This is a genomic window from Streptomyces chengmaiensis (genome assembly GCF_029846775.1).
GTDB classification, from domain to species: Bacteria; Actinomycetota; Actinomycetes; order Streptomycetales; family Streptomycetaceae; genus Streptomyces; species Streptomyces chengmaiensis.
The window spans coordinates 62,667-85,070 of sequence record NZ_JARWBG010000031.1 but is presented as its reverse complement, the minus strand read 5'-3'; the positions used below and the strand labels follow the sequence as shown (position 1 = coordinate 85,070).

The window sequence follows — 22,404 nt, the reverse complement described above, 5'->3', positions numbered from 1 at the left end:
TTCATCATCTGCATCAGCGGTTCGTGCGGATTGGTGATTGGGATGGCCCTCAGTACCAGCCGGTAGATCGACTGGCCCTGGACGGGTGTCGACTACGGCTCCCCCGTCCCCGTCCGGGGTTGGTCATCCAAGCCAGCTCCCGGCCCGTCTATGAGCCGAGCTCGCGGCCTCAGGCGGGCGTATGTGCCCCACACCACCTCACACAAGGAGATGTACGCATGACGGCAACGGCGAACGATCAGAAGACCGGCCGCGCGGTGGCTGGTGAGGAGTGGTTCGAAAGCCTCGCCCACTTCGTGGTCGTCCACAACGGGCAGACGCCCGAGCGTGCCGAGCGGATCGCGGACCAGGCCGTGGCCTTCCTGGTCACCGCAGCCACCGCCACCGTTCCCATGGTCCCGTCCGATGACGTGGATCTCGGCCTCCACGCGCTCATCCTGCACACGAAGGAGTACGCCGCGCTCTGCGAGAAGTACGCGGGCCGCTTCCTGCACCACAATCCGAAGCCCGGCGGCGGCGCGCGTGACCCGGAGATGGTTGCCGCCTCGGCTCACGCGATGAAGGCCGCGGGATTCATGGTCTTTGACGACCTGTGGACCGTGAACGGAGAGAACCTGGCGCAGTGCGACTCGGACTGCGGTCGGCCCTACGGTCAGGCGTAGTCCTCGGCGACGGAGTGCAGCCGACCTCTGCTCGGGGTCGGCTGCGCCCATGAAGGGAGAGAAAGACGTGTCCGGCTTTGCTCCAGAACTGCCGATCGTGGTGCTCGACGCGCTCATGCCCACGTCTCAGCGCCTCGTGCTCAACCGACGGGGGTCCTCGGTCTGGGACGTGGCAGGCGATCGTGGCCGGTACGCGGTCAAGCTCGGGTATCCGATCGAGGCCACGCCGGAGTGGCCTGGCCAGCCCTGGACGGCTCTCGCCCCGGCCCGTGAAGGCGCGATCCTCCACCGCCTCGGTGTCGATGACTTCGCGTACGGGGAATGGGAGCGCGGGACGTGGAACATCCAGCCCTGGCGCGAGGGACCGGACCTGTACCGGCTCTGGGAACCATGCCGTACGGAGGGCTCGACCGTAGAACCACACACAGGTGTGGCCTTGGGTTGCGTGGAGGCTCTGGCTGAGCTGCATGCGGCGGGCTGGGCTCATGGGGATGTGCAACCGGCTCATTTCATCGTCGGGCCCGAGCGCACTCATCTGATCGACCTCGCGCTGGCGCGTGGAGGGCAAGTCCCTGAGGGATTCGACTTCCCGTTCCGGGGCTGTCTCGTCCACTACGAGGCTCCAGAGATCTCGCGCAGCGTGCTCGCCACAGGGGAAGCCGAGCCGACGCAGGCCGCTGACGTCTACGCCCTCGGTGCGTCCCTGCTGATCTCGGCTACCGGTTGGCGGGCGGTCGACTATCCCGATGACGCGCCGCGCCCCGTGCAGCGGCAGGCGATCGCGGACGGAAGGCGTCGGCCCGTGACCGCGCCCGGGGAGCTGGGCGGCGTGATCGAGGCCATGCTCAGTTTTACGCCTGAGGACCGGCCAACCATCTACGAGGTGGGCAAAGCGCTGAGCTGCGGCTGAAGGGCTGAGCGGCGTGAAGGGCTGAGCGGCCGCACGCGACCTCAGGGCTCGCGGTGGACCTTCGTGTTGGAGGCCTGGGCGCGCGGCCGGACCACCAGGAGGTCGACGTTGACGTGGGAGGGGCGGGTGACCGCCCAGGTGATGGTGTCCGCCACATCGTCGGCGGTCAGGGGAGCGGCGACGCCCGCGTAGACGCGGGCCGCCTTCTCCTCGTCGCCGCGGAACCGGGTGGTGGCGAACTCCTCCGTCCTGACCATGCCGGGGGCGATCTCGATCACGCGCACCGGCGTGCCGACGATCTCCAGGCGGAGGGTCTCGGCGAGGACGTGCTCTCCGTGCTTGGCCGCGACATAGCCGCCGCCGCCCTCGTACGGACCGAGGGCCGCCGTGGAGGACAGGACGACGACCGTGCCGTCGCCGGAGGCGGTGAGGGAGGGGAGCAGCGCCTGGGTGACGTTGAGGGTGCCGATGACGTTCACCTCGAACATCCGACGCCAGTCGTCGGGGTCGCCGGTGGCGACCGGGTCCGCGCCGAGCGCGCCGCCCGCGTTGTTGACCAGCACGTCGCAGCGGTCCAGGGAGGCGGCGAAGGCGTTCACTGCCGGGCGGTCGGTGACGTCGAGGGTGCAGGCCGTGGCCCGGTGACCGGCCGCGGTGAGCTCCGCGGCGAGCGCCTCGACGCGGTCCTTGCGGCGGGCGGCGAGCATGACGTGGTAGCCGACGGCGGCGAGGCCGCGCGCGGTGGCCGCGCCGATGCCGCTGCTCGCTCCGGTGACGACGGCGACGCGGCCGTCTGCGACGCTGCTGTCTGCGATGCGGCTGTCGGCGAGGGTGTCGGCGGGGGTGTCGGCGGCGGTCAAGGTCGCACTCCTCGCTTGTGTGTCGTTGTCGTGCAAGTGATCGATACGGCGCTACGCGCCAAAGGATAGGTGAGCCCGCGCCATGTCCGGATCAGCGGGCGCGGGGCGCGTACATGATCAGCGCCACGCCGAGCAGGCAGACGAGCGCGCCCGCCACATCCCACCGGTCCGGGCGGAATCCGTCCGCCGCCATGCCCCAGGCCAGCGAGCCCGCCACGAACACGCCGCCGTACGCGGCCAGCACCCGGCCGAAGTGGGCGTCCGGCTGGAACGTGGCCACGAACCCGTACGCGCCGAGTGCGATGACGCCCGCGCCGGCCCAGAGCCACCCCCGGTGCTCCCTGACGCCCTGCCAGACGAGCCAGGCCCCGCCGATCTCCAGAAGGGCCGCGAGCAGGAACAGGGACACGGAGCGGGCTGCGAACATGAACCCAGCCTGTCATGCCCGTCGGATGGGTCGGTCGGGGGAATCCTGCGCGCCGTCGGGTGAAGAGCCGTCAGATGATATGGGCGAGATGGGTATGTTCACGGCATGTGGTGGAAAAGCAGAAGGCGCACAGGGCTGTGGGCGGTCGCCGGGGCGGCCGTCCTGGTGGTCGGTACGGGTGCGAGCGCGGGCGCGGGCGGCGGCATCGCCCCTGAGGCGGATGTGGCGCACCACGGCCATGTCACCGTGCTGGACGGGCGGCTGGAGGTGTCCCTGCACAGCCGGAGCCACGGCCCCGCCTCCCTGGACGGCGCGACCGTGCGGCTGCGCTTCTCCGAGCCCCTGGCGGGCGCGCAGAAGCTGCCGGGGCGGTGCCTGTGGGGAGGCGACCGGGTGGTGATGTGCGGCCTGGGCGAGCTGCGGGCCGGCGGGGCAGCCCGGCAGGTGCGGCTCGACCTGCGGACCGTGGGCGCGCCGGACGAGGTCGTCATGGAGATCGACACGATGTGGAACGGCGGCGCGAGCGACCGCAACCCGTCCAACAACGAGCACCGGGTACTCGCCCCGGCGACCGGCGATCCCTACGCCTTCTGACGCCGTCGCGTCCTCCGGTGACCGCTGCTGACGGCCCTGCCGGGCGCGGACATCGTCGAGGTCGGAGAGCACGGCATGCGGCGCGTCGCGTGGCGGAAGCCCGCGGTCGTCGACCACCGGCGTCGGGACCTCGCCGACCGCAGGCCTGTCTGCGTCACATCGTCGACCGAGCGGACTCCTTCTGCTCCATGTGGCGCACCGCTTTGCGGACGATCGCCTCCAGCCGGGAGTGGTGCGCGCCGCGCCAGTACACCCTGCCGCAGGAGGTGCACCGCGCGAAGACGTCGTATGTGCGCTGAGTGCCCTGCTGGAGCTGTTCCTGGACGTCGTCCTTGTCGGCGTCCACGAGCGGGCCGTTGCAGGCCGTGCAGCGCGTCCAGGGGGTCAGCGCCGGGACGAACCGGTCGAGGACGTCGTGCAGTTGGGCGTCGGGACGGTCGCTGTAGACGTACGCGCCGGCCCAGATCTCACGGCGGCGCAGCAGACCGCGGTCGCGGGAGAGGAGCACCCGGCGCTCGCGGGCCGAGAGCGAGGCGAGCGCGGCGTCGCCGATGTCCTCGTTCTCGTACGCCGTGTCGACGCCGAGCAGCCGCAGCCGCCGGGCCAGGGTGCCCAGATGCACGTCGAGCAGGAAGCGCAGCGGGGCGCCGGGGACGCGCTGGGGGCGCTCCACCCCGTGCACCTCGACGTGCTCACCGGCGCGCGGGATGTGCGAGACCGGCGTGTCCCGGCCGTCGACGACGAGCCGGCCGACCTCCGTCAGCGGCACCCCGAGCGACTCGACGACATGGCCGAGCGTCGAAGCGCCGTCGGTGACCAGGTCGGCGGGGCCGTCCTCGCGGTGTCCGGCGGGGACGAAGAGGCGCAGCTCGGGGGCGACAGCAAGGGTGATGACCGGTCCGTTCACGCAGCCCAGGATGTCATCGGGGGCACGGCGCGGCCACGTCGTTTCCGCCGACGCCGGGCTCGGACGTGCCCGGGTACCGGGGCCGACGCGCCGGGCCGGGGTGTCCGGGCCCGGGGGCGTCCGGGAGCGGCGTCCTGCCCGATGGGCCGGGGGCGGCGTGTCCGGGGGCGGCGTCCTGCCCGATGGTCCGGGGCACGGTGCCGGTCCGGCCGTCCGTCCGGTCGCGGTGTCGGTCCGGCCGTCCGGTCGGCGGCCAGGGCTCAGGCGTCCTCGCCGGCCGACGGGGCTTCGTCGGTCGGCAGATCCTCTTCGGCCCACAGGTCGAGCCGCCAGTCGTGGGAGCGGCCGACATGGCCGGGCGGGTACTCGAAGGCGCACTCGCCCATCAGCGAGAAGCCCGCGTTGCGGCACACCCCGTTCGACGCGGCGTTGTCGACGGACGGGAAGGCGTGCAGATAGCGGTGCCGGTGCGCGGCCCTGGCCGTCCGTACGACCGCGAGGGCCCCCGCCGTGGCCAGACCGCGCCCCTGGTGGGCGGGCAGCACCGTCCACCCCGTCTCGTACACGGTCCGTCCATGCCAGTTCTGCTCCCAGTAGCCGACCGTGCCGACGGCTGCCCCGTCGGCCTCGGCCACGATGGAGAACATCCGGCCCTTGCCGGTGGTGTCCGCGCTCAGCTCGACATACCGCCGATGTCTGCTGAGCAGCTGCTCCTCGGTCTCCGGACCGCCGAGGTGGTTCATCAGCTCGGGTGTGTTCGCCGAGCGGAGCAGTTCGAGGTCAGCTTCCGTCCACGGCTCGATGTGCACCGCCGGGGGTCTGGTGTCCATGCCCCGCACTGTAGGCGGTGGGCGGGACGCCGACCGTGGCCGTGAAGTCGCGCACCAGATGGGCCTGGTCGCTGTAGCCCAGGTCGGCGGCGAGCGCCGCCCAGTCGGGGCCCGCCCCCTGCCGGGCGCTCTCCTGCCGGGCGCCCTCCTGGGACTCGGCGTGCTCCAGCGCCTCGTGGATGCGGTAGCGGAGGATCACCCACTTCGGGCCGACCCCGACGTACCCGGAGAACAGCCGCTGCAGCGAGCGCGGCGAACTGCCGTCGACGGCGGCGAGCTCGCCGACACGACGGATGCTCCGGTCCGTGCGCACCCGCTCGACCAGGGCCATCGCATGCAGCGCCCGCGGGTCGGGGGCGGGGTCGAGGGAGAGCAGGAACGCGTCGAGGGCCGCGACCCGGGCGTCGTCGGTGTCCTGCCGCGGGGCGCCGGGCAGCACCTCGGCGGGGTCCGCGCCCGTCAGCACGTCGGCGACGGGCAGCCGCCGCCCCGTCCAGTCGGACACGGGGCGGCCCGGCGCGAAGGGACGGAAGCCGCCGGGTCGGAACTGGACGCCCGCCACGCGCCCGAGTCCTTGGAGCTTCTGGGTGAACAGCCCGAGTCCGATGCCTGCCGTCTCGCCCCAGGCGGGCTGGTCGTCGTACTGCTGGAAGACGACGTTCACGGAGGGGTGCGGCACGACATGGGTGGCGTAGGGCTCGGGCAGGTCCCAGTCGATGAGCCAGTAGTGCTCGAGGTACGGACGCAGGGCGGGGGCGGGCGCGCGGCGGCGGAAGCGTACGCGGGTGAACAGCTCCTGCGCGTCGACGATGCCCCGGGTGTCGCGCCGCGGACCGGACGAACCGGGCGCACCGGATGCATCCGGCGGGCAGGGCGCACCGGGCCGATCTGGCGGATCGAGCGGGCAGGGCGCACCGGGTGGATCGAGCGGGCCGGGCGGATCGAGCGGATCTGCCATGCCGCGATCCTATGTCGCGTTTGTTCAAGACCGCGGCGGTGCGGCCCGCCTAGCGTCGAGCCATGACGAACGACGAGACGAACGACAAACCCGTCGCGGAGCTGCTGCAGGCCGCCGCGCGGCACGCCGTGCCGGTGGTGCGGGGAACCCGGGACGAGCAGCTGGGCGACCGTACGCCGTGTGCGGAGTACGACGTACGGGCCCTGCTCAACCATCTCTTCCAGGTCGTGATCAACTTCCAGGCGCTGGCCGCCCGCAGGGACACGGACTTCTCCGCAGTTCCCGACGTCGTCGGCGAGGACGGCGACTGGCGCGAGCGCTTCGAGAAGGAGACCGCCGCCCTGGCCGAGGCATGGGCGGCGCCGGGGGCGACGGAGGGCGCCGCGGGCTCCATGGGCTTCCCCGCCCTGACGCTCGCCCGGATGGCGCTGGGCGATCTGACCGTCCACGCCTGGGACCTGGCCCGTGCGACGGGCCAGCGGTTCACCCCGGACCCGGCGGCGGTCGCCGACGTCCTCGCATGCTTCGAGGAGCTGGCGCCGACCGCCCGGGCGTGGGGCGTGTTCGCCGACCCCTTCGAACTGCCGGACCCGGCGTCCGCGTCGGACTTCGAGAGGCTGCTGGCGGTGACGGGGCGGGATCCGCGGTGGCGGTGAGGGGCGGGGGACCGTTTCCCCTCCCATAGCCGGGGGCTCCGCCTCAAACGCCGCAACTCGAACGCCGGCGAGGCTGAAGTCCAGCCAGTCCGGCGTTCGGGTACACGGCCGAAGGCCGTACGGGGGGCCGGGCGGAGCCCCGGGTCCCGGGAAAAGGAGGGACGGGGGAAACCGACCGCTGAGGCCGGACCAGGCAGTTAGGGCCAGACCAGGCAGTACGGCTGATGCCCCGCCTCGTGCAGACGATGGCTGAAATCTTGCCATTCATGGAGCAGTTGATAGACGTCGAACGCATCCCGCGGCCCACCCCTGTCCGGCACCGTCGACCAGATGAACGCCGCCGCGCCCACCGATTCCTCGCCGACGTCACGCAATGGGTCGACCGTCGTCATCGGAAGCTTGACCACCGCGTAGTCCGGGTGCAGCACCACCAGCTCCAGCGGCGGCACCTTGTGCAGCGGCATGCCCTGGATGCCGGTCAGCACCATCGCGGCTATCGTCTCGGGCTTGATCTTGGTGAACATCCCGCCCATGCCGAGCTCGTCCCCGCCCAGCTCCTCAGGGCGCATCGAGATCGGCACACGGGCAGCGGTGGCCCCGTCGGGAGCCCCGAAGTACTTGTAGGTCACCCCCACTCGGCCGCTCCTGCTTCCTGCGGGCTCTTCCGCGCCGTGCCGCCGGTGCTTACCCCGCCGGGCAGGCTCAGGACCCAGATCGTCGGTCCCCTCGCCCAGTCCGCCACCGCGATGCATATCTCCACCCGACCACTCGCAGCCCCCGCCGCGCAACCCGATCATCGTGACAAACACCTCCCCCGACAACGTGCGGTGAAACACCCGTCCTCGGAGAACGTCCCGGCCTCTGCCACCATGGATTCCGTGAGCTTTCCCTATGACGCCCCAGTTTCGCAGACGCTCTTCGACCGCGCGTCCCTCGTGACGCCCGGCGGCGTGAACTCTCCCGTCCGCGCCTTCCGTGCCGTGGGCGGTACGCCCCGGTTCATGGTGTCCGGCGACGGCCCGTACCTCACCGACGCGGACGGCCGTGAATACGTCGACCTCGTCTGTTCCTGGGGACCCATGATCCTCGGGCATGCCCATCCGGCCGTCACGGAAGCCGTCCAGACGGCCGTGGCCCGCGGCACGTCCTTCGGGACGCCGGGAGAGGGTGAGGTCGCGCTCGCCGAGGAGATCGTCGCGCGGGTGACGCCGGTTGAGCAGGTGCGGCTGGTGTCCAGCGGCACCGAGGCGACGATGTCCGCGATCCGGCTGGCCCGCGGATTCACCGGCCGCGCCAAGGTGATCAAGTTCGCGGGGTGCTACCACGGTCATGTGGACGCGCTGCTCGCGGCCGCCGGTTCCGGCGTGGCCACCTTCGGACTGCCGGACACGCCGGGTGTCACCGGCGCACAGGCGGGTGACACCATCGTGCTGCCGTACAACGACCTGGACGCCGTGCACGCCGCCTTCCACGCGCACCCCGGCGAGATCGCCTGTGTGATCACCGAGGCGTCGCCGGGCAACATGGGCGTCGTCCCGCCCCGCGACGGCTTCAACGCCGGGCTCAAGGCCGCCTGCGAGAAGAACGGCGCACTGTACATCTCGGACGAGGTGATGACCGGCTTCCGCACCTCCAAGGCGGGCTGGTACGGCATCGACGGCGTCGCCCCCGACCTGATGACCTTCGGCAAGGTGATGGGCGGCGGCTTCCCGGCCGCGGCGTTCGGCGGGCGCGCCGACGTGATGGCGCACCTCGCACCGGCCGGGCCGGTCTACCAGGCGGGGACACTCTCCGGGAACCCGATCGCCACGGCCGCGGGCCTGGCGCAGCTGAAGCTCCTCGACGACGCCGCGTACGAGAAGGTCGACGCCGTCTCGGAGGAGATCCAGGGCCTGGTGACGGGCGCGCTCGCCAAGGAGGGCGTGGCGCACCGGCTGCAGGCCGCGAGCAACATGTTCTCCGTGTTCTTCACGGACCGCGAGGTGCGCGACTACGAGGACGCCAAGGGGCAGGAAGCTTTCCGCTTCAATGCGTTCTTCCACTCGATGCTGTCGAACGGGGTGTATCTGCCGCCTTCGGCCTTCGAGTCCTGGTTTGTCTCGACCGCGCACGACGACCGGGCGATCGAGCGGATCGCGGCCGCGCTGCCCGCCGCCGCCCGCGCCGCCGCGGAGGCGGTCGCATGACGGACGGTCGTATGGCGGGCGGTCGTATGACGGACGGTCGTATGGCGGGCGGACTGCGGAGCGGGCTGGCCGACGGGTTGTCCGGCGAGGGGTTGTCCGGCGACGAGATCACCGTGGTGCATCTGATGCGCCACGGCGAGGTGCACAATCCGGACGGCGTGCTGTACGGCCGCCGACCCGGCTACCACCTCTCCGATCTCGGCCGGCAGATGGCCGACCGCGTCGCCGACCATCTCGCCTCCCGCGACATCACCCAGGTCGTCGCCTCCCCGCTGGAACGCGCGCAGGAGACCGCGGCGCCCATCGCCAAGGCGCGCGGACTGATCGTCGACACCGACGACCGCCTGATCGAGGCGGGCAACGTCTTCGAGGGCAAGACCTTCGGCGTGGGGGACGGCGCGCTGCGCCGGCCCGCCAACTGGAAGCATCTGACCAATCCGTTCCGCCCGTCCTGGGGGGAGCCGTATATCGAGCAGGTCGTACGGATGATGGGCGCGCTGAGTGCGGCGCGGGACGCGGCGCGGGGCCATGAGGCCGTGTGCGTCAGCCACCAGCTCCCGATCTGGATCGTGCGGAGCTTCGTGGAGCGGCGGCGGCTGTGGCACGACCCGAGGCGCCGCCAGTGCACGCTCGCCTCGCTGACCAGCTTCACCTACCAGGGCAACAAGATCGTTTCCGTGGGTTACAGCGAGCCTGCGAGGGATCTGGTGCCGGCGCATCTGCTGGCGGGGGCGAAGCCGGTGAAGGGCAGGTCGAAGGCGTTCGGAGCCTAGGCGGTCTGTGCGGGGGCTCCGCCCCCGCACCCCGCGGGCTCCGCCGTCCTGGGCCCAGGAGACCCGCGTCCGTCGGTCTCGCGCTCGAAATTAGGCACATGTGTCCGGAACCGCCTGTATCCATCCCGCATCTCTCCCTTTGCCGGTTTGGATGGGCTCTCTTCTCCATGAGGGCCGGATGGGGATGGCGATATGCGCGACATCACTCGAAGGGGCCTGCTCGGGGCAGGTCTTGGGGCCGCTGCGGCGATCGGGATCGCGGGGTGCGGGTCCGGGGCCGACGGGGGCGGGAGGAGCGGCACGGGAAAGGGCGGCGGCACAGGCGGCCCGTCGCCCTCCGGGACGGGGGGCCGGCCCATCGGCGACGGCTCCACGTCCGACACCGGGAAGCAGCCGAACCAGCCCGACAAGCCCGTTCCGCTGGAGCCGGGCGAGACCCCTCCGCAGTTTGTGATCTTCTCCTGGGATGGCGCGGGCGAGGTCGGCGACGGGCTCTTCGCGCGCTTCCTGGAACTCGCCAGGAACCACGACGCGGCGATGACCTTCTTCCTCTCCGGGATCTATCTGCTCCCCGAGTCGAAGCAGACGCTCTACCGCCCGCCGAACAACCGCATCGGCGCGTCGGACATCGGATACCTCACCGACGAGCACATCAAGGACACGCTGAAGTACATACGCCAGGCGTGGCTCGACGGCCATGAGATAGGCACGCATTTCAACGGACACTTCTGCGCGGGCTCCGGCTCGGTGGGCAACTGGATGCCGGCGGACTGGCAGAGCGAGATCGACCAGGCCGTGTCCTTCGTCACACAGTGGCGCACCAACACCGGGTGGAAGGACCTCGACCCGCTGCCGTTCGACTACCGCAAGGAGCTCGTCGGCGGCCGCACCCCCTGTCTCCTCGGCCAGGACAAGCTGCTGCCCACCGCCAAGAAGCTGGGCTGGCGTTATGACGCCAGCTCGCCCGGCGGCTTCCAGAAGTGGCCAGAGAAGAAAACGGGCATCTGGGACCTTCCGTTGCAGCAGATTCCGTTCCCGGGGCGCTCTTTCGAGGTGCTGTCCATGGACTACAACATGCTCGCCAACCAGTCGAAGAACACGACCAAGGGAATGCCCTCGCGCTACCCGGAGTGGAAGAAGCAGGCCACCGGCGCCTATGTCGAGGGCTTCAAGCGCGCCTACGAGGGCAATCGCGCGCCGTTCTTCATAGGGAACCACTTCGAAAACTGGAACGGCGGCATCTACATGGACGCGGTCGAGGAGTCGCTCAAGCGGATGGCGGGCGAGAAGGACGTACGCCTGGTCTCCTTCCGGCAGTTCTGCGACTGGCTCGACGTCCAGGATCCGAAGGTGCTCGACAAGCTGCGCACTCTGGAGGTCGGGCAGTCCCCGGCGGGCGGCTGGAACGCCTTCCTCAAGGCCTCTTGACAAGGGGCTGTCCGGACGCAGTGGACGTGGCAGGGGGGCGCGGAAGATCGCCCGAGGGCGCATGCGAAACTTTTCACATGAGCCTGAGCCGAGCCCCCCGCGCCGCCCTGCCGGCAGCCGCCGCGGCCGCCGTCTGCGCGCTCGCCCTGACCGCCTGCGGCGCGGAAGGCGGCAAGTCCGGCGGGGGCGGCAACTCCAACTTCGTCAGCGGAAGCGGCGGGGTCGCCACGGTCGCCAAGGGGGAGCGGCAGCCCGTCAAGACGCTCGCCGGTGAGACGCTGACCGGCGAGCGGCTCGACGTGGCCGACCTCAAGGGCAAGGTCGTGGTGCTGAACGTCTGGGGCTCCTGGTGCGGACCGTGCCGTGCCGAGGCCAAGCATCTCGCGAAGGTCTCCAAGGAGACCGAGAAGGACGGCGTCGAGTTCGTCGGAATCAACACCCGCGACCCCGAGAAGGCCCCCGCGATCAACTTCGAGAAGGACTGGGGAATCGAGTACCCCAGCCTCTACGACCCGAACGGCAAGCTGATCCTCAACGGCTTCCCCAAGGGCAGCCTCAATCCGCAGTCCATTCCCACGACGATCGTGCTGGACCGGGAAGGGAAGATCGCGGCCCGCGCCTCAGGCGGGGTGGACGAGAAGAAACTCCGCTCGATGATCGACCCGCTGATCGCGGAGAAGTAGCCGATGACTGACACGGTCGTCGGCGGGGCGCTCCTGCTGGCCCTGCCCATTGCCCTGCTCGCCGGTTTGATCTCCTTCTTCTCCCCGTGCGTGCTGCCGCTCGTACCCGGCTATCTCTCGTACGTCACCGGGGTCACCGGAACCGACCTCGCCGAGGCCCGGCGCGGCCGGATGGTCGCCGGCGCCTCCCTCTTCGTCCTCGGCTTCACCGCCGTCTTCGTCTCCGGCGGCGCGCTCTTCGGCTATGCCGGCTGGACGCTCCAGGAGCACCGCGAGACCCTCACTGCCGTCCTCGGTGTGCTGATGGTCCTGATGGGCGTCTTCTTCATGGGGCTGATGCCCTGGATGACCCAGCGGGAGTTCCGCTTCCACAAAAGGCCCGCCGCCGGGCTGGTGGGGGCGCCGTTGCTGGGCGCGCTCTTCGGCATCGGCTGGACGCCGTGCGTCGGTCCCACGCTGACCGCCGTCAACGCGCTCGCCGCCGAACAGGGCAGCGCCGGTCGCGGGGCGCTGCTGTCGGCCGCGTACTGCCTCGGTCTCGGACTGCCGTTCGTGCTCGCCGCCGTCGCCTTCCGCAAGGCCCTCGGCGCGTTCGGCTGGGTCAAGCGGCACTATGCGTGGGTGATGCGCATCGGCGGCGGCATGATGATCGCGACCGGACTGCTGCTGCTCACAGGTGCGTGGGACACGATGGTCCAGCAGATGCAGGTGTGGTCCAACGGCTTCACGGTGGGGATCTGACCCATGAGTTCCACGAGCAGGACAGAGACGGGCGAAGAGCGCGACGCGCTGCGCGCGGCCGACCTCGGCGACGCCGCCGACCGGCTCTCCACCGCCCCGAAGGACGACGACGGCGACTCTCGGGGCATCGGTGAGCCGGCCGGCGGCCCGGTCCTCGGGGCCATCGGCTGGCTGCGCTGGTTCTGGCGGCAGCTCACCTCCATGCGGGTCGCGCTGATCCTGCTCTTCCTGCTGTCCCTGGGGGCGATCCCCGGCTCGCTCATCCCGCAGAACAGCGTGAACGACCTCAAGGTCCAGGACTTCAAGGCCGCGCACGAGACCCTCGCCCCGATCTACGACAGGCTTCAGCTCTTCGACGTCTACAGCTCGGTGTGGTTCTCGGCGATCTACATCCTGCTGTTCGTCTCCCTCATCGGCTGCATCGTGCCGCGGTCCTGGCAGTTCGCCGGCCAGCTGCGCTCCCGCCCGCCCGGCGCGCCGGGCCGGCTGACCCGGCTGCCCGCGTACACCGCCTGGCGCACCGACGCCACGCCGGAACAGGTCCGCGAGACCGCGCGGACGCTGCTCGCCAAGCGCCGCTTCCGTGCCCACACGGTCGGCGACGCCGTCGCGGCCGAGAAGGGCTATCTGCGCGAGGTCGGGAACCTGGCCTTCCATATCGCTCTGATCGTGATGCTGGTGGCGTTCGCCGTCGGCCAGCTGCTCAAGTCCGAGGGCGGCAAGCTGATGGTGGAGGGGACGGGCTTCTCCAACACCCTCACCCACTACGACGACTTCAAATCCGGTTCGCTGTTCACCACCGACGAGCTGGTGCCGTTCAGCATCTCCCTGGACGAGTTCACCGGCACGTACGAGAAGACGGGCCCGCAGCGCGGCACCCCCCGCACCTTCAAGGCGGACGTCACCTACTCGCAAGGCGACGGCAAGGAGCACAAGGCCGCCATCGAGGTGAACAAGCCCCTCGTCATCGACGGCACCAAGGTCTATCTGCTGTCCCACGGCTATGCGCCCGTCGTCACCGTCAAGGACGGCCGCGGCAAGGTCGTCTTCAACGGGGCGGTGCCGCTGCTTCCCATCGACGACAAGGTGTCCTCCACCGGCGCGATCAAGGTGATGGACGGCTACCGCGACAAGGACGGCAAGCGCGATCAGCTCGGCTTCGCCGCGTTCTTCGTGCCGACGTACGGGGGCAAGGGCAGCGGCCAGATGTTCTCCCAGTTCCCGGGGCTGGAGTTCCCCGTGCTGAACGTCGGCGCGTACCACGGCAGCCTGGGCGTCGACTCCGGACTGCCGCAGAACGTGTACCAGCTCGACACCCGCAAGATGACGCCGTTCAAGGACGCCGACGGCAATGTGCTGAAGAAGTCGCTGCTGCCGGGCGAAACCCTTGAGCTGCCGGACGGCGCGGGCTCCATCACCTTCGAGAAGGAGGTGAGGGAGTGGGCCAGCTTCCAGATCTCGCAGCAGCCGGGCAACGGCTGGGCGCTCGGCGGTGCGATCGCCGCGATCGCCGGGCTTGCCGCGTCGCTGTTCATCCACCGCCGCCGGGTGTGGGTGCGTGCCCGGACGGGCGAGGACGGCGTCACCGTCGTCGAGATGGCGGCACTCGGCCGCAGCGAGTCGGCGAGACTGCCGGAGGAACTGGCCGACCTCGCCGCGACCCTGCACGCCGAGGCGCCCACCGCGGCGCCCGACCCGTCGGACGCCGGGAACACCGAGAACACCGGGAACACCGAGAACGCCGGGAACACCGGGAACGCCGGGAACGCCGAGAACACCGGGAACACCGGGAACGCCGGGAACGCCGGGAACGCCGAGAACTCCCAGGACACCGAAGACCCTGTGGACACATCTGCCGAAGGGGCTGAGAAGTGACTCTCGCCGCCGCGACCAACGAGAACCTCGCCGGCATCAGCAATGTGCTGATCTACTCCGCGATGGCCGTGTACACCCTGGCCTTCCTCGCCCATATCGCCGAGTGGGTCTTCGGCAGCCGCAGCAAGGTGGGCCGCACCGCCGCCGCGCTGACGACGGACGCCGACGCCGCCAAGAGCGCCGCGGGCCCCGTCGTGCAGACCAGGGCGGGCGGCACCGCCGTCCTGGAGCGGCCCAAGGTCGTCACCCGCTCTGCCGCCGGGCAGCGGGACGTCCCGGACGGCCCCGGCGCGCACGGCGGCACCGAGAAGGGCGATCTGTACGGGCGGATCGCCGTCTCCCTGACCGTCCTCGCCTTCCTCATCCAGGCCGCGGGCGTCCTCGCCCGCGCGCTCTCCGTGCAGCGGGCCCCCTGGGGCAACATGTACGAGTTCTCCATCACCTTCTCCACGGTGGCGGTCGGCGCGTACCTGGGCTTCCTCGCCGCGAAGAAGAACATCCGCTGGATGGGGCTGGTGCTCGTCGCGACCGTCCTCGCCGACCTGGGCATCGCCACCACCTGGCTCTACACCGAGAGCGACCAGCTGGTCCCGGCGCTGCACTCGTACTGGCTGTGGATCCATGTCTCCACCGCCATCTTCTGCGGCGCGGTCTTCTACCTCGGCGCGGTCGGCACCCTGCTGTACCTCTTCCGCGACTCGTACGAGGCGAAGCTCGCCCGCGGCGGCAACCCCGGCGGCTTCGCCCGCTCCGTCCTGGAGCGCCTGCCGTCGGCCGCCTCCCTGGACAAGTTCGCCTACCGCGTCAACGCGGCCGTCTTCCCGCTGTGGACCTTCACGATCATCGCCGGGGCGATCTGGGCCGGGGACGCCTGGGGCCGCTACTGGGGCTGGGACGCCAAGGAAGTCTGGTCCTTCATCACCTGGGTCGCCTACGCCGCCTACCTCCACGCCCGCGCCACGGCCGGCTGGAAGGGCCGCAAGGCCGCCTGTCTGGCGCTGATCGCCTTCGCGTGCTGGCTGTTCAACTACTACGGCGTCAATCTGTTCGTGAACAGCCTCCACGGCTACGCGGGCGTCTGACCGGTCGCCTGCGGTAGCGGGCGCGTTCCGTCGGCGTGACGCTGGTTCCATGGGCAGTGAGGCGATTCCCTACGGAACCAGCGAGACCCGCGACGGCGAGCATGCGCTGCACTTCCTGCTGCACCTGCCGCATCCCGTGGTGTACGTGTGGGCCGCCGTGGCCACACCCGAAGGCCTGCCCCAGTGGCTGGCGGTCGCCGATCTGCTGGAGCCGAGGCTCGGCGGAGGCGTGACCCTGCGCTGGCTGGGCGCCGGCGCGGAAGGCCGTCGTACCGTCGTGTCCGGGCAGGTCACCGCCTGGGAGCGGGAGTCCGTCGCGGAGTACACGGTCGAGCTGCACGGACGGGTGCGGTTCCATATGGAGCCGCCGCCCGCCGACTCGTTCGCGACGGTGCTGCGCTTCACCAACCAGTTCCGCGGCGACGACGACTTCCGGCTCGACTGCCTCGCCGACTGGCACCGGCATTTCGAACTGCTGGACGATGCGCTCGACGGGCGGCCCGCGGACTGGTCCGCCTGGAGCCCGGACCGCTGGCAGCGGCTGCGGGAGGAGTACGCCCGGCGGCCGTCACCCAGCCGACCGTGACCAGCCGACCGTGACCAGCCGATCGCGACCAGCGGGCGGTGACGAGTGGGCGGTGACGAGTGGGCGGTGACGAGTGGGCGGTGACGAGTGGGCGGTGACGAGTGGGCAGCCACCGGCCACCAGGGGCCAGCCGAACGTGATCAGTCAAGCGTGATCAGTCAAGCGTGATCAGTCGAGCGCGATCGCGTCCAGCTGGGCGCGCAGATGCGCATGGGAGTCGACGCCGCGGATCACGGTGCCCGGATCGCACTCGTAGAAGTACACCAGCGACATCAGCTCCTCGGCCGGCGCGTCCGCGGGCGGCGGAAGCACCCGGTGCCGCCCCGAACGCCAGCGGCCGCCGCTCCAGTGGGCCATCAGATCGCCGATGTTGACCGTCAGCGCATCGGCCTCCGGGTCGTACGGCGCGTCCTCCCAGCCGCCCTCGTCCGTGAAGATCTGGAGCCCGCCCTTGCCCGACTGGCGGTCCAGGACCGTGACCGTGCCGAAGTCCGTGTGCGGCCCGATCCGGAACTGTCCCGGCTGCGGCTCGCCGACCACCTCGCGCCCCGGATACCAGTTGATGTTGAAACCCCAGGTGGGGTGGGCGGTGTGGCGGGTGAAGAAGTCCTCCTCCTCGCCGAGCGCCACGCCCAGCAGCCCCAGCAGCCGGTCGGAGAGCGTGCGCATCGCGGTGAGATACCGCTCCACGGCCGGGCGCAGCCCGGGAACCTCCCGCGGCCAGGCGTTCGGCAGAAACCACTCGGCGTCCACCGCGGGGTCGCCCGTCGGCTCGTCGGAGGCGAAGGAGAACGACTCCTTCAGATCGGGAGGGGTCTCGGCGCCCTCCGCATAGCCGTTGGCCTCCGTGCCGGGGCCGAGCCAGCCGCGCCCGCCGACCCGCACGGCGTACGCCTCCTTGGCGGAGGCCGGAAGCCGGAAGAAGCCGCGGGCCAGTTCGCGGATCTCCGCCCGCAGCGACCGTTCGACGCCGTGTCCGCTGACCAGCAGGAACCCCGCGGTGCGCAGGGCGGCGTCCACGGCGGCGGCGGTACGGGCACGGGCCTCGGCGCCGCCGGTGAGCCAGGGGCCCAGATCGACCGTGGGGATGCGCGGAACGGACGCGGTCATGGCTGCTTGGGGTCCTCGCCCTGCTCGCGCCGCTTCAGCTCCTCCTCACGGCGGCGCAGGTCCGCCTCCCAGTCCTTGAGGAGCGACTCGTCCTTCTTGTTCTCTTCCTTCTTCTTCTCCCCCTTCTTCTCCTCGCGCAGCGACTGGAGGAACTCGGGATTGTCGTCCGGCGCCACCCATGTGGCGCGGTTGCCGCGGCGCCGCCGCTCGGAGGCGGTGCGGCCGCCGGCCGACGCACCGCGCGTCTTGCCCGCGACCAGCCATACGATCGGCCCGACGATCCAGAAGAGCAGGATGATGAAGACCCAGGCGATCTTGGGCAGATGCTTGGCCTCGTCCTCAGGGGTGTTGAGGCAGTCGATGAACGCATAGATGGTCAGTGCCAGAGGCACGAGGAACATCAGGGCCCTGAGCATGGTGGATGCGTCCCCCAGAGTGCGGCGGCGGGCCTGCGCGGCCCAGGTGACTCGGCCAGGGTATCCGGCCGGTTGTTCCGACGCGGGGCGCGCGCATCCCCCGCATGCCGCTCAGCGCTGTGTTGGTCGGGGGGCGACCCCCGGGCCCCCGGTATGACGGCGTTTCGTTCCATGCGGGGCGCGCGCATCCCCCGCATGCCGCTCAGCGCTGTGTTGGTCCGGGGGCGACCCCCGGGCCCCCGGTATGACGGCGTTTCGTTCCATGCGGGGCGCGCGCATCCCCCGCATGCCCCTCAGCGCTGTGTTGGTCCGGGGGCGACCCCCGGGCCCCCGGTACGACGGCGTTTCGTTCCACGCGGGCCGCGCGCATCCCCCGCATGCCCCTCAGCGATACTGGGGCGCATGGCTTACGACGATCTCCGTTCGTTGCTCAGGGCGCTGGAGCGCGAGGGCGACCTCAAGCGCATCAAGGCCGAAGTCGACCCGTACCTGGAGGTCGGGGAGATCGTCGACAGGGTCAACAAGGCCGGCGGCCCCGCGCTGCTCTTCGAGAACGTCCGCGGCTCCGCGATGCCCCTCGCGATGAACGTCTTCGGCACCGACCGTCGGCTCCTCAAGGCCCTCGGTCTGACGTCCTACTCGGAGATCAGCGACAAGATCGGCGGGCTGCTCAAGCCCGAGCTCCCGCACGGTTTCGTCGGGGTCCGCGAGGCCTTCGGCAAGCTGGGCTCGATGGTCCACGTGCCGCCGAAGAAGGTGAAGGACGCGCCCGTGCAGGAGGTCGTCCTGCGCGGCGACGACGTCGATCTGGACCGGCTGCCCGCGCTGTTCACCTGGCCCGAGGACGGCGGCTCCTTCTTCAACCTGGGCCTCACCCACACCAAGCACCCCGAGACCGGCGTCCGGAACCTCGGCCTGTACCGGCTCCAGCGCCATGACCGGCGCACGATCGGCATGCACTGGCAGATCCACAAGGACAGCCGCAACCACTACCAGGTCGCAGCCAAGCGCGGCGAACGGCTGCCGGTCGCGATCGCCTTCGGCTGCCCGCCCGCCGTGACGTACGCGTCCACCGCGCCGCTGCCCGGCGACATTGACGAGTACCTCTTCGCGGGCTTCGTCCAGGGCAAACGCATCGAGATGGTCGACTGCAAGACCGTCCCACTGCAGGTCCCCGCGCAGGCGGAGGTCGTACTCGAAGGCTGGCTCGAGCCCGGCGAGATGCTCCCCGAGGGCCCCTTCGGCGACCACACCGGCTTCTACACCCCGCAGGAGCCCTTCCCCGCGCTCACCATCGACTGTGTGACCATGCGCAGCCGACCGCTGCTCCAGTCGATCGTCGTGGGCCGCCCGCCGACGGAGGACGGCCCGCTGGGCCGGGCCACCGAGCGGTTCTTCCTCCCGCTGCTCAAGATCATCGTGCCGGACATCGTGGACTACCACCTCCCCGAGTCCGGCGGTTTCCACAACTGCGCGATCGTCTCGATCGACAAGAAGTACCCCAAGCATGCGCAGAAGGTCATGCACGCCATCTGGGGCGCGCACATGATGTCGCTGACCAAGCTGATCGTGGTGGTGGACGCCGACTGCGACGTCCACGACCTGCACGAGGTGTCCTGGCGGGCTCTCGGCAACACGGACTACGCCCGCGACCTGACCGTGGTCGAGGGCCCGGTCGACCATCTGGACCACGCCTCCTACCAGCAGTTCTGGGGCGGCAAGGCGGGCATCGACGCGACCCGCAAACTGCCGGAGGAGGGGTACGTACGGGACGGGGGCTGGCCGGACATGGTCGAGTCCGACCCGGACACGGCGGCGCTGGTGACGAAGCGCTGGAAGGAGTACGGGCTGTGAGCGCCTCCGCCGCAGCCGTACCCGGCCCCGGTCGCACCCGCGCGTTTCTGCGCCTGGTGATGATCGAGCACTCGGTCTTCGCGCTGCCCTTCGCCTATATCGCCTCCCTCACCGCGATGTTCCAGCTCGACCGGAGCATCCACTGGGGCAAGCTGCTCCTCGTCACCATCGCCATGGTGGGGCTGCGCACCTTCGCGATGGCCTGCAACCGGATCATCGACCGCGAGATCGACGCCCGCAATCCGCGCACGGCGGGCCGGGAACTGGTCACCGGGGCGGTCTCCGTGCGTTCCGCGTGGACCGGTGCGCTGATCGCCGTCGTTCTCTTCCTCGGCGCGGCCGCCGCGCTGAACCCGCTCTGCCTCGCTCTCGCCCCGCTCGCCGTGATCCCGATGGTGGTGTATCCGTACGGCAAGCGGTTCACCAACTTCCCGCACGCGATCCTGGGCCTGGCCCAGGCGATCGGCCCGATCGGGGCGTGGCTGGCCGTCACCGGCGCATGGTCCTGGGAGGCGGTGATCCTGGGATTCGCCGTCGGCATCTGGATCGGCGGCTTCGATCTGATCTTCGCCTGCCAGGATGTGGAGGCGGACCGCACCGAGGGCATGATGTCGGTGCCGGCGCGCTTCGGAGTGCCGGCGGCGCTGTGGGGCGCGCGGTGGAGCCATGCCGTGACGATGCTGCTGTTCGTCTGGTATGCGCTGGCGACGGACGCGGGGGCGTTCTTCTGGCTGGGGCTGGGGGTGGTGGCGACCGCGTTCGTGTACGAGCACACGATCGTGCGGCCGCATGATCTTTCGCGGCTGAACCGGGCGTTCTTCACCGTGAACGGGTTCATCGGGATTGCGCTGTTCTGCTGTGCGCTGCTGGATCTGCTGGTGCGGGGGCTCACGGTCTGAGGGCGGGGCTCGGGCGGGGCGGGCCCCCGGGGCGTCAGGCGAGGCTGGAGGGGACGATGCCGTAGCGGCGCATCTTGCGGTAGATCGTGGCGCGGGAGATGCCGAGGTCCTGCGCGGTGCGTTGGACGTTGGAGTTGCGGTTCAGCAGACCGCGCAGAATCGCGTCGCGTTCCAGTGCTTCGATGGCCGTCAGCGCCTTGTGCGAGGACACCCGGCATTCGGGCGGCAGGTGCTCCGCCCGGATGATCCGGCCGGAGGGCCGCCGTGCGAGGTCGCGGATCACCGACTCCAGCTGCCGGACGTTCCCCGGCCAGGGGCAGCCCTGCAGTGTCGCCAGGGCCTCGGAGGAGCAGCTGCTTTCCCCGCTCGGCCGGTACTTCAGCAGGAAGAATCGCACGAGCTGCTCGATGTCGCCGGGGCGGCGGCGCAGCGGCGGCACTTCCACGGACACATCGCAGAGGTCTTCGAGCGGATCGTCGGGAGCCACCATCGACGGCTGGCTCGTCATGATCAGTTGGCCGGTGGCGGACCGGTCCCGACTGGCCAGGGCATCTCTCAGCCGTCGGCGCAGCCGGTCGCTCAGCAGGTGCACATCACGCAGGACGATCACATCAGACGGTCTGTCCAGCAGGTCGCCGAGGTCACGCAGCCAGGGCTCGACGGCGGATGGCGCCTCCGACGGCGGCGGCTCCAGCGTCGCCAGCGGGGCCCCGGCCGCGTGTCGCCGGTGCAGGGCCTTGACGAGGGTGCCCTTTCCGACGCCGGCCTCGCCGGCCAGATGCAGCCAGGCCCCGGAGAGAAGCGCTGCCTCGGCGTCGCCGACCGACCGCCGCCACGGCTCGGACGTGCCCACCAGCCCCAGGCCCGGCCGTGTGCCGCCCGCGGCGGGTGCGGGTTCCCGCTGGGGGCGCCCTGCCAGCCGCACCCGGAAGACGGCGCCCGCGTCGCTTTCCTCGCGCCGGCTGCGGCTGACCCGCAGCTCGGCGACCCGGCCGGAGGGAAGGGCGAGGGTGCGCGTGCCCTCGAACCGGAGGTCGTCCGCGACCTCCCGTGCACAGTCGAGGAGCGTGTAGAGGTCCGGCCCGGTCACGGCCGCGCTGAGCTGTTCGTTCATCATGACCACATCGCGGTTGAGGGCGAGGACGGCGCCCGGGCGCACCGAGGAGCACGCCTCCATGTAGTCCTGGAACAAGGCCCGTTCCCGCCGTGAGGCCAGCGCCGCGATCTCCGCCTCGATCTGGCCGGCCACCGAGCGGGCCAGGGCCATGAGCATGCCGCCGCTCTCCTGGCGGGTCGTCGTGAGGTTGAAGGCGCCCAGCAGGGTCCGCCGTATGGGGTGCAGGATCGGCACGGCCGCGCAGTGGAAGGCCCGCAGCGCCTCGGCGTAGTGCTCGGCGCCGGCGATGGTGACCGAGTGGCCGCTGGCCAGCGCGGTGCCGATGCCGTTGGTGCCCACATAGCGCTCGGAGAACACATGGCCGGGGGCGAGCTGCACCGAGTTCAGCCGGGTGGTGAGTCCATCGTGGGACACCCTCCGGGTCAGCACCACGCCGTTGCGGTCCGTGATCATCGTGGACACGGGATCGTCGGCGAGCTGCTCGTGCAGCGCGTTCAGGACGGGCAGCGCCGCCCGGGTGAGCGGGCTGTCCAGATTGAGGTTCTCCGTGTAAGGGGCCTCCAGGCGGCCCGGCTTGACGTCGTGTTCGATCGAGCGCTGCCAGGACGCCGCGACGAGAGGCCGGGCTGTCGCTCCCCGGGCGACCTCCCGGTAGAGGTCCCGGACGGCCGTCAGCGAGCTGCCGGGTGGACGACGGTGCACTCCCAGCACCTCACTTTCGCATGGCGTACATCACACTCCCCCCGGGGTGGAGCCATTGGAACAGCCTGATGACGGTTCGCCTACGGGTTGTCTCATATTGAGACAACCGTGAACTGATTCTGAGACACCGCCCCGCGCTCGGCCGGCT

At 70.7% G+C, this 22,404-nt stretch carries 23 protein-coding genes and 1 pseudogene; 15 read left to right on the top strand and 9 right to left on the bottom strand.

The window, feature by feature from the left end; translation table 11 throughout:
- The first annotated feature begins 218 nt into the window (after window positions 1–218).
- Together QCN29_RS23975 and QCN29_RS23970 are read left to right on the top strand one after the other, a co-directional pair.
- Window positions 219–662 carry a glycine-rich domain-containing protein gene (locus QCN29_RS23975; RefSeq protein WP_279930697.1) on the top strand — a complete coding sequence of 148 codons (444 nt, stop codon included), beginning with the start codon at window positions 219–221 and terminating at the stop codon, window positions 660–662.
- Between the two features lie 49 nt (window positions 663–711).
- Window positions 712–1,572, top strand: coding sequence for a protein kinase (locus tag QCN29_RS23970; RefSeq protein ID WP_398859811.1), 861 nt, complete (start codon window positions 712–714; stop codon window positions 1,570–1,572).
- 41 nt (window positions 1,573–1,613) lie between these two features.
- Here QCN29_RS23970 and QCN29_RS23965 read toward each other — a convergent pair whose 3' ends face one another.
- Window positions 1,614–2,387 carry an SDR family oxidoreductase gene (locus QCN29_RS23965; protein ID WP_279930707.1) on the bottom strand — a complete coding sequence of 258 codons (774 nt, stop codon included), beginning with the start codon at window positions 2,385–2,387 and terminating at the stop codon, window positions 1,614–1,616.
- A gap of 136 nt (window positions 2,388–2,523) precedes the next feature.
- Complete coding sequence (locus tag QCN29_RS23960; protein ID WP_240135463.1) at window positions 2,524–2,859, bottom strand: YnfA family protein; 336 nt, start codon at window positions 2,857–2,859, stop codon at window positions 2,524–2,526.
- A gap of 105 nt (window positions 2,860–2,964) precedes the next feature.
- Here QCN29_RS23960 and QCN29_RS23955 point away from each other — a divergent pair, with 105 nt between their 5' ends.
- Window positions 2,965–3,453 (top strand): hypothetical protein, encoded by a 489-nt coding sequence (locus tag QCN29_RS23955; RefSeq protein ID WP_279930696.1) that lies wholly within the window; start codon window positions 2,965–2,967, stop codon window positions 3,451–3,453.
- 21 nt (window positions 3,454–3,474) lie between these two features.
- Window positions 3,475–3,620 (top strand): annotated as a pseudogene (locus QCN29_RS23950) (ABC transporter); the annotation flags it as partial.
- On the opposite strand, the gene QCN29_RS23945 reads toward QCN29_RS23950, so the two are convergent.
- The 3 genes from QCN29_RS23945 to QCN29_RS23935 form a co-directional block, all read right to left on the bottom strand.
- Window positions 3,608–4,360, bottom strand: a complete 753-nt coding sequence (locus QCN29_RS23945; RefSeq protein WP_279930695.1) for a Mut7-C RNAse domain-containing protein — start codon at window positions 4,358–4,360, stop codon at window positions 3,608–3,610. The pseudogene QCN29_RS23950 and the gene QCN29_RS23945 sit on opposite strands and share 13 nt — an antisense overlap.
- A 260-nt stretch (window positions 4,361–4,620) precedes the next feature.
- On the bottom strand, window positions 4,621–5,190 hold the full coding sequence (locus tag QCN29_RS23940) for a GNAT family N-acetyltransferase (RefSeq protein WP_279930694.1): 570 nt from the start codon (window positions 5,188–5,190) through the stop codon (window positions 4,621–4,623).
- A complete protein-coding gene (locus QCN29_RS23935; protein ID WP_279930692.1) occupies window positions 5,141–6,148 on the bottom strand; it encodes a helix-turn-helix domain-containing protein in 1,008 nt (335 codons plus the stop codon). Before QCN29_RS23935 ends, QCN29_RS23940 begins: the two co-directional genes overlap by 50 nt.
- A gap of 62 nt (window positions 6,149–6,210) precedes the next feature.
- Here QCN29_RS23935 and QCN29_RS23930 point away from each other — a divergent pair, with 62 nt between their 5' ends.
- The gene (locus QCN29_RS23930) at window positions 6,211–6,804 is read left to right on the top strand and encodes a TIGR03086 family metal-binding protein (protein WP_279930691.1); all 594 of its coding nucleotides are present in this window, start codon (window positions 6,211–6,213) and stop codon (window positions 6,802–6,804) included.
- A 197-nt stretch (window positions 6,805–7,001) separates the two neighbouring features.
- Here QCN29_RS23930 and QCN29_RS23925 read toward each other — a convergent pair whose 3' ends face one another.
- On the bottom strand, window positions 7,002–7,556 hold the full coding sequence (locus tag QCN29_RS23925) for a hypothetical protein (protein ID WP_240135503.1): 555 nt from the start codon (window positions 7,554–7,556) through the stop codon (window positions 7,002–7,004).
- Between the two features lie 117 nt (window positions 7,557–7,673).
- Between QCN29_RS23925 and hemL the strand changes: the two genes are divergently transcribed.
- The 8 genes from hemL (at window position 7,674) to QCN29_RS23885 (ending at window position 16,158) form a co-directional block, all read left to right on the top strand.
- Entirely contained in the window at window positions 7,674–8,990 is a 1,317-nt protein-coding gene (gene hemL / locus QCN29_RS23920) for a glutamate-1-semialdehyde 2,1-aminomutase (RefSeq protein ID WP_279930690.1), read from the top strand.
- Window positions 8,991–9,115: 125 nt separating this feature from the next.
- The gene (locus QCN29_RS23915; RefSeq protein WP_279930706.1) at window positions 9,116–9,763 is read left to right on the top strand and encodes a histidine phosphatase family protein; all 648 of its coding nucleotides are present in this window, start codon (window positions 9,116–9,118) and stop codon (window positions 9,761–9,763) included.
- 192 nt (window positions 9,764–9,955) lie between these two features.
- Window positions 9,956–11,191: a polysaccharide deacetylase family protein gene (locus tag QCN29_RS23910; protein ID WP_279930689.1), complete on the top strand. Its 1,236-nt coding sequence runs from the start codon at window positions 9,956–9,958 to the stop codon at window positions 11,189–11,191.
- Window positions 11,192–11,268: 77 nt separating this feature from the next.
- Window positions 11,269–11,874 carry a TlpA family protein disulfide reductase gene (locus QCN29_RS23905; RefSeq protein ID WP_279930688.1) on the top strand — a complete coding sequence of 202 codons (606 nt, stop codon included), beginning with the start codon at window positions 11,269–11,271 and terminating at the stop codon, window positions 11,872–11,874.
- Window positions 11,875–11,877: 3 nt separating this feature from the next.
- Entirely contained in the window at window positions 11,878–12,615 is a 738-nt protein-coding gene (locus tag QCN29_RS23900; protein ID WP_279930686.1) for a cytochrome c biogenesis CcdA family protein, read from the top strand.
- Between the two features lie 3 nt (window positions 12,616–12,618).
- Complete coding sequence (gene resB / locus QCN29_RS23895; RefSeq protein WP_279930685.1) at window positions 12,619–14,490, top strand: cytochrome c biogenesis protein ResB; 1,872 nt, start codon at window positions 12,619–12,621, stop codon at window positions 14,488–14,490.
- On the top strand, window positions 14,487–15,572 hold the full coding sequence (gene ccsB / locus QCN29_RS23890) for a c-type cytochrome biogenesis protein CcsB (protein WP_279930684.1): 1,086 nt from the start codon (window positions 14,487–14,489) through the stop codon (window positions 15,570–15,572). Before resB ends, ccsB begins: the two co-directional genes overlap by 4 nt.
- A 49-nt stretch (window positions 15,573–15,621) precedes the next feature.
- Window positions 15,622–16,158, top strand: a complete 537-nt coding sequence (locus QCN29_RS23885) for an SRPBCC domain-containing protein (RefSeq protein WP_240135451.1) — start codon at window positions 15,622–15,624, stop codon at window positions 16,156–16,158.
- A gap of 168 nt (window positions 16,159–16,326) precedes the next feature.
- Here QCN29_RS23885 and QCN29_RS23880 read toward each other — a convergent pair whose 3' ends face one another.
- Together QCN29_RS23880 and QCN29_RS23875 are read right to left on the bottom strand one after the other, a co-directional pair.
- Window positions 16,327–17,268: an isopenicillin N synthase family dioxygenase gene (locus tag QCN29_RS23880; protein ID WP_279930683.1), complete on the bottom strand. Its 942-nt coding sequence runs from the start codon at window positions 17,266–17,268 to the stop codon at window positions 16,327–16,329.
- The gene (locus tag QCN29_RS23875) at window positions 17,265–17,684 is read right to left on the bottom strand and encodes a PLD nuclease N-terminal domain-containing protein (protein WP_279930681.1); all 420 of its coding nucleotides are present in this window, start codon (window positions 17,682–17,684) and stop codon (window positions 17,265–17,267) included. Before QCN29_RS23875 ends, QCN29_RS23880 begins: the two co-directional genes overlap by 4 nt.
- 402 nt (window positions 17,685–18,086) lie before the next feature.
- Here QCN29_RS23875 and QCN29_RS23870 point away from each other — a divergent pair, with 402 nt between their 5' ends.
- Entirely contained in the window at window positions 18,087–19,538 is a 1,452-nt protein-coding gene (locus QCN29_RS23870; RefSeq protein ID WP_240135448.1) for a menaquinone biosynthesis decarboxylase, read from the top strand.
- Complete coding sequence (gene mqnP, locus QCN29_RS23865) at window positions 19,535–20,437, top strand: menaquinone biosynthesis prenyltransferase MqnP (protein ID WP_279930680.1); 903 nt, start codon at window positions 19,535–19,537, stop codon at window positions 20,435–20,437. The genes QCN29_RS23870 and mqnP overlap by 4 nt, the downstream gene beginning before the upstream one ends.
- A 34-nt stretch (window positions 20,438–20,471) precedes the next feature.
- On the opposite strand, the gene QCN29_RS23860 is transcribed toward mqnP, so the two are convergent.
- A complete protein-coding gene (locus QCN29_RS23860) occupies window positions 20,472–22,256 on the bottom strand; it encodes a sigma-54-dependent Fis family transcriptional regulator (RefSeq protein ID WP_279930679.1) in 1,785 nt (594 codons plus the stop codon).
- Window positions 22,257–22,404: the final 148 nt, after the last annotated feature.

What these genes read in the sequence shown, in the direction of transcription:
- QCN29_RS23975 (WP_279930697.1), top strand. Translation starts at nt 219, where the DNA reads ATGACGGCAACGGCGAACGATCAGAAGACCGGCCGCGCGGTGGCTGGT.
- QCN29_RS23970 (WP_398859811.1), top strand. Translation starts at nt 712, where the DNA reads ATGAAGGGAGAGAAAGACGTGTCCGGCTTTGCTCCAGAACTGCCGATC.
- QCN29_RS23960 (WP_240135463.1), bottom strand. Translation starts at nt 2,859, where the DNA reads ATGTTCGCAGCCCGCTCCGTGTCCCTGTTCCTGCTCGCGGCCCTTCTG.
- QCN29_RS23955 (WP_279930696.1), top strand. Translation starts at nt 2,965, where the DNA reads ATGTGGTGGAAAAGCAGAAGGCGCACAGGGCTGTGGGCGGTCGCCGGG.
- QCN29_RS23940 (WP_279930694.1), bottom strand. Translation starts at nt 5,190, where the DNA reads ATGGACACCAGACCCCCGGCGGTGCACATCGAGCCGTGGACGGAAGCT.
- QCN29_RS23935 (WP_279930692.1), bottom strand. Translation starts at nt 6,148, where the DNA reads ATGGCAGATCCGCTCGATCCGCCCGGCCCGCTCGATCCACCCGGTGCG.
- QCN29_RS23930 (WP_279930691.1), top strand. Translation starts at nt 6,211, where the DNA reads ATGACGAACGACGAGACGAACGACAAACCCGTCGCGGAGCTGCTGCAG.
- QCN29_RS23925 (WP_240135503.1), bottom strand. Translation starts at nt 7,556, where the DNA reads ATGCATCGCGGTGGCGGACTGGGCGAGGGGACCGACGATCTGGGTCCT.
- hemL (WP_279930690.1), top strand. Translation starts at nt 7,674, where the DNA reads ATGGATTCCGTGAGCTTTCCCTATGACGCCCCAGTTTCGCAGACGCTC.
- QCN29_RS23915 (WP_279930706.1), top strand. Translation starts at nt 9,116, where the DNA reads ATGCGCCACGGCGAGGTGCACAATCCGGACGGCGTGCTGTACGGCCGC.
- QCN29_RS23910 (WP_279930689.1), top strand. Translation starts at nt 9,956, where the DNA reads ATGCGCGACATCACTCGAAGGGGCCTGCTCGGGGCAGGTCTTGGGGCC.
- QCN29_RS23905 (WP_279930688.1), top strand. Translation starts at nt 11,269, where the DNA reads ATGAGCCTGAGCCGAGCCCCCCGCGCCGCCCTGCCGGCAGCCGCCGCG.
- QCN29_RS23900 (WP_279930686.1), top strand. Translation starts at nt 11,878, where the DNA reads ATGACTGACACGGTCGTCGGCGGGGCGCTCCTGCTGGCCCTGCCCATT.
- resB (WP_279930685.1), top strand. Translation starts at nt 12,619, where the DNA reads ATGAGTTCCACGAGCAGGACAGAGACGGGCGAAGAGCGCGACGCGCTG.
- QCN29_RS23885 (WP_240135451.1), top strand. Translation starts at nt 15,622, where the DNA reads ATGGGCAGTGAGGCGATTCCCTACGGAACCAGCGAGACCCGCGACGGC.
- QCN29_RS23880 (WP_279930683.1), bottom strand. Translation starts at nt 17,268, where the DNA reads ATGACCGCGTCCGTTCCGCGCATCCCCACGGTCGATCTGGGCCCCTGG.
- QCN29_RS23875 (WP_279930681.1), bottom strand. Translation starts at nt 17,684, where the DNA reads ATGCTCAGGGCCCTGATGTTCCTCGTGCCTCTGGCACTGACCATCTAT.
- QCN29_RS23870 (WP_240135448.1), top strand. Translation starts at nt 18,087, where the DNA reads ATGGCTTACGACGATCTCCGTTCGTTGCTCAGGGCGCTGGAGCGCGAG.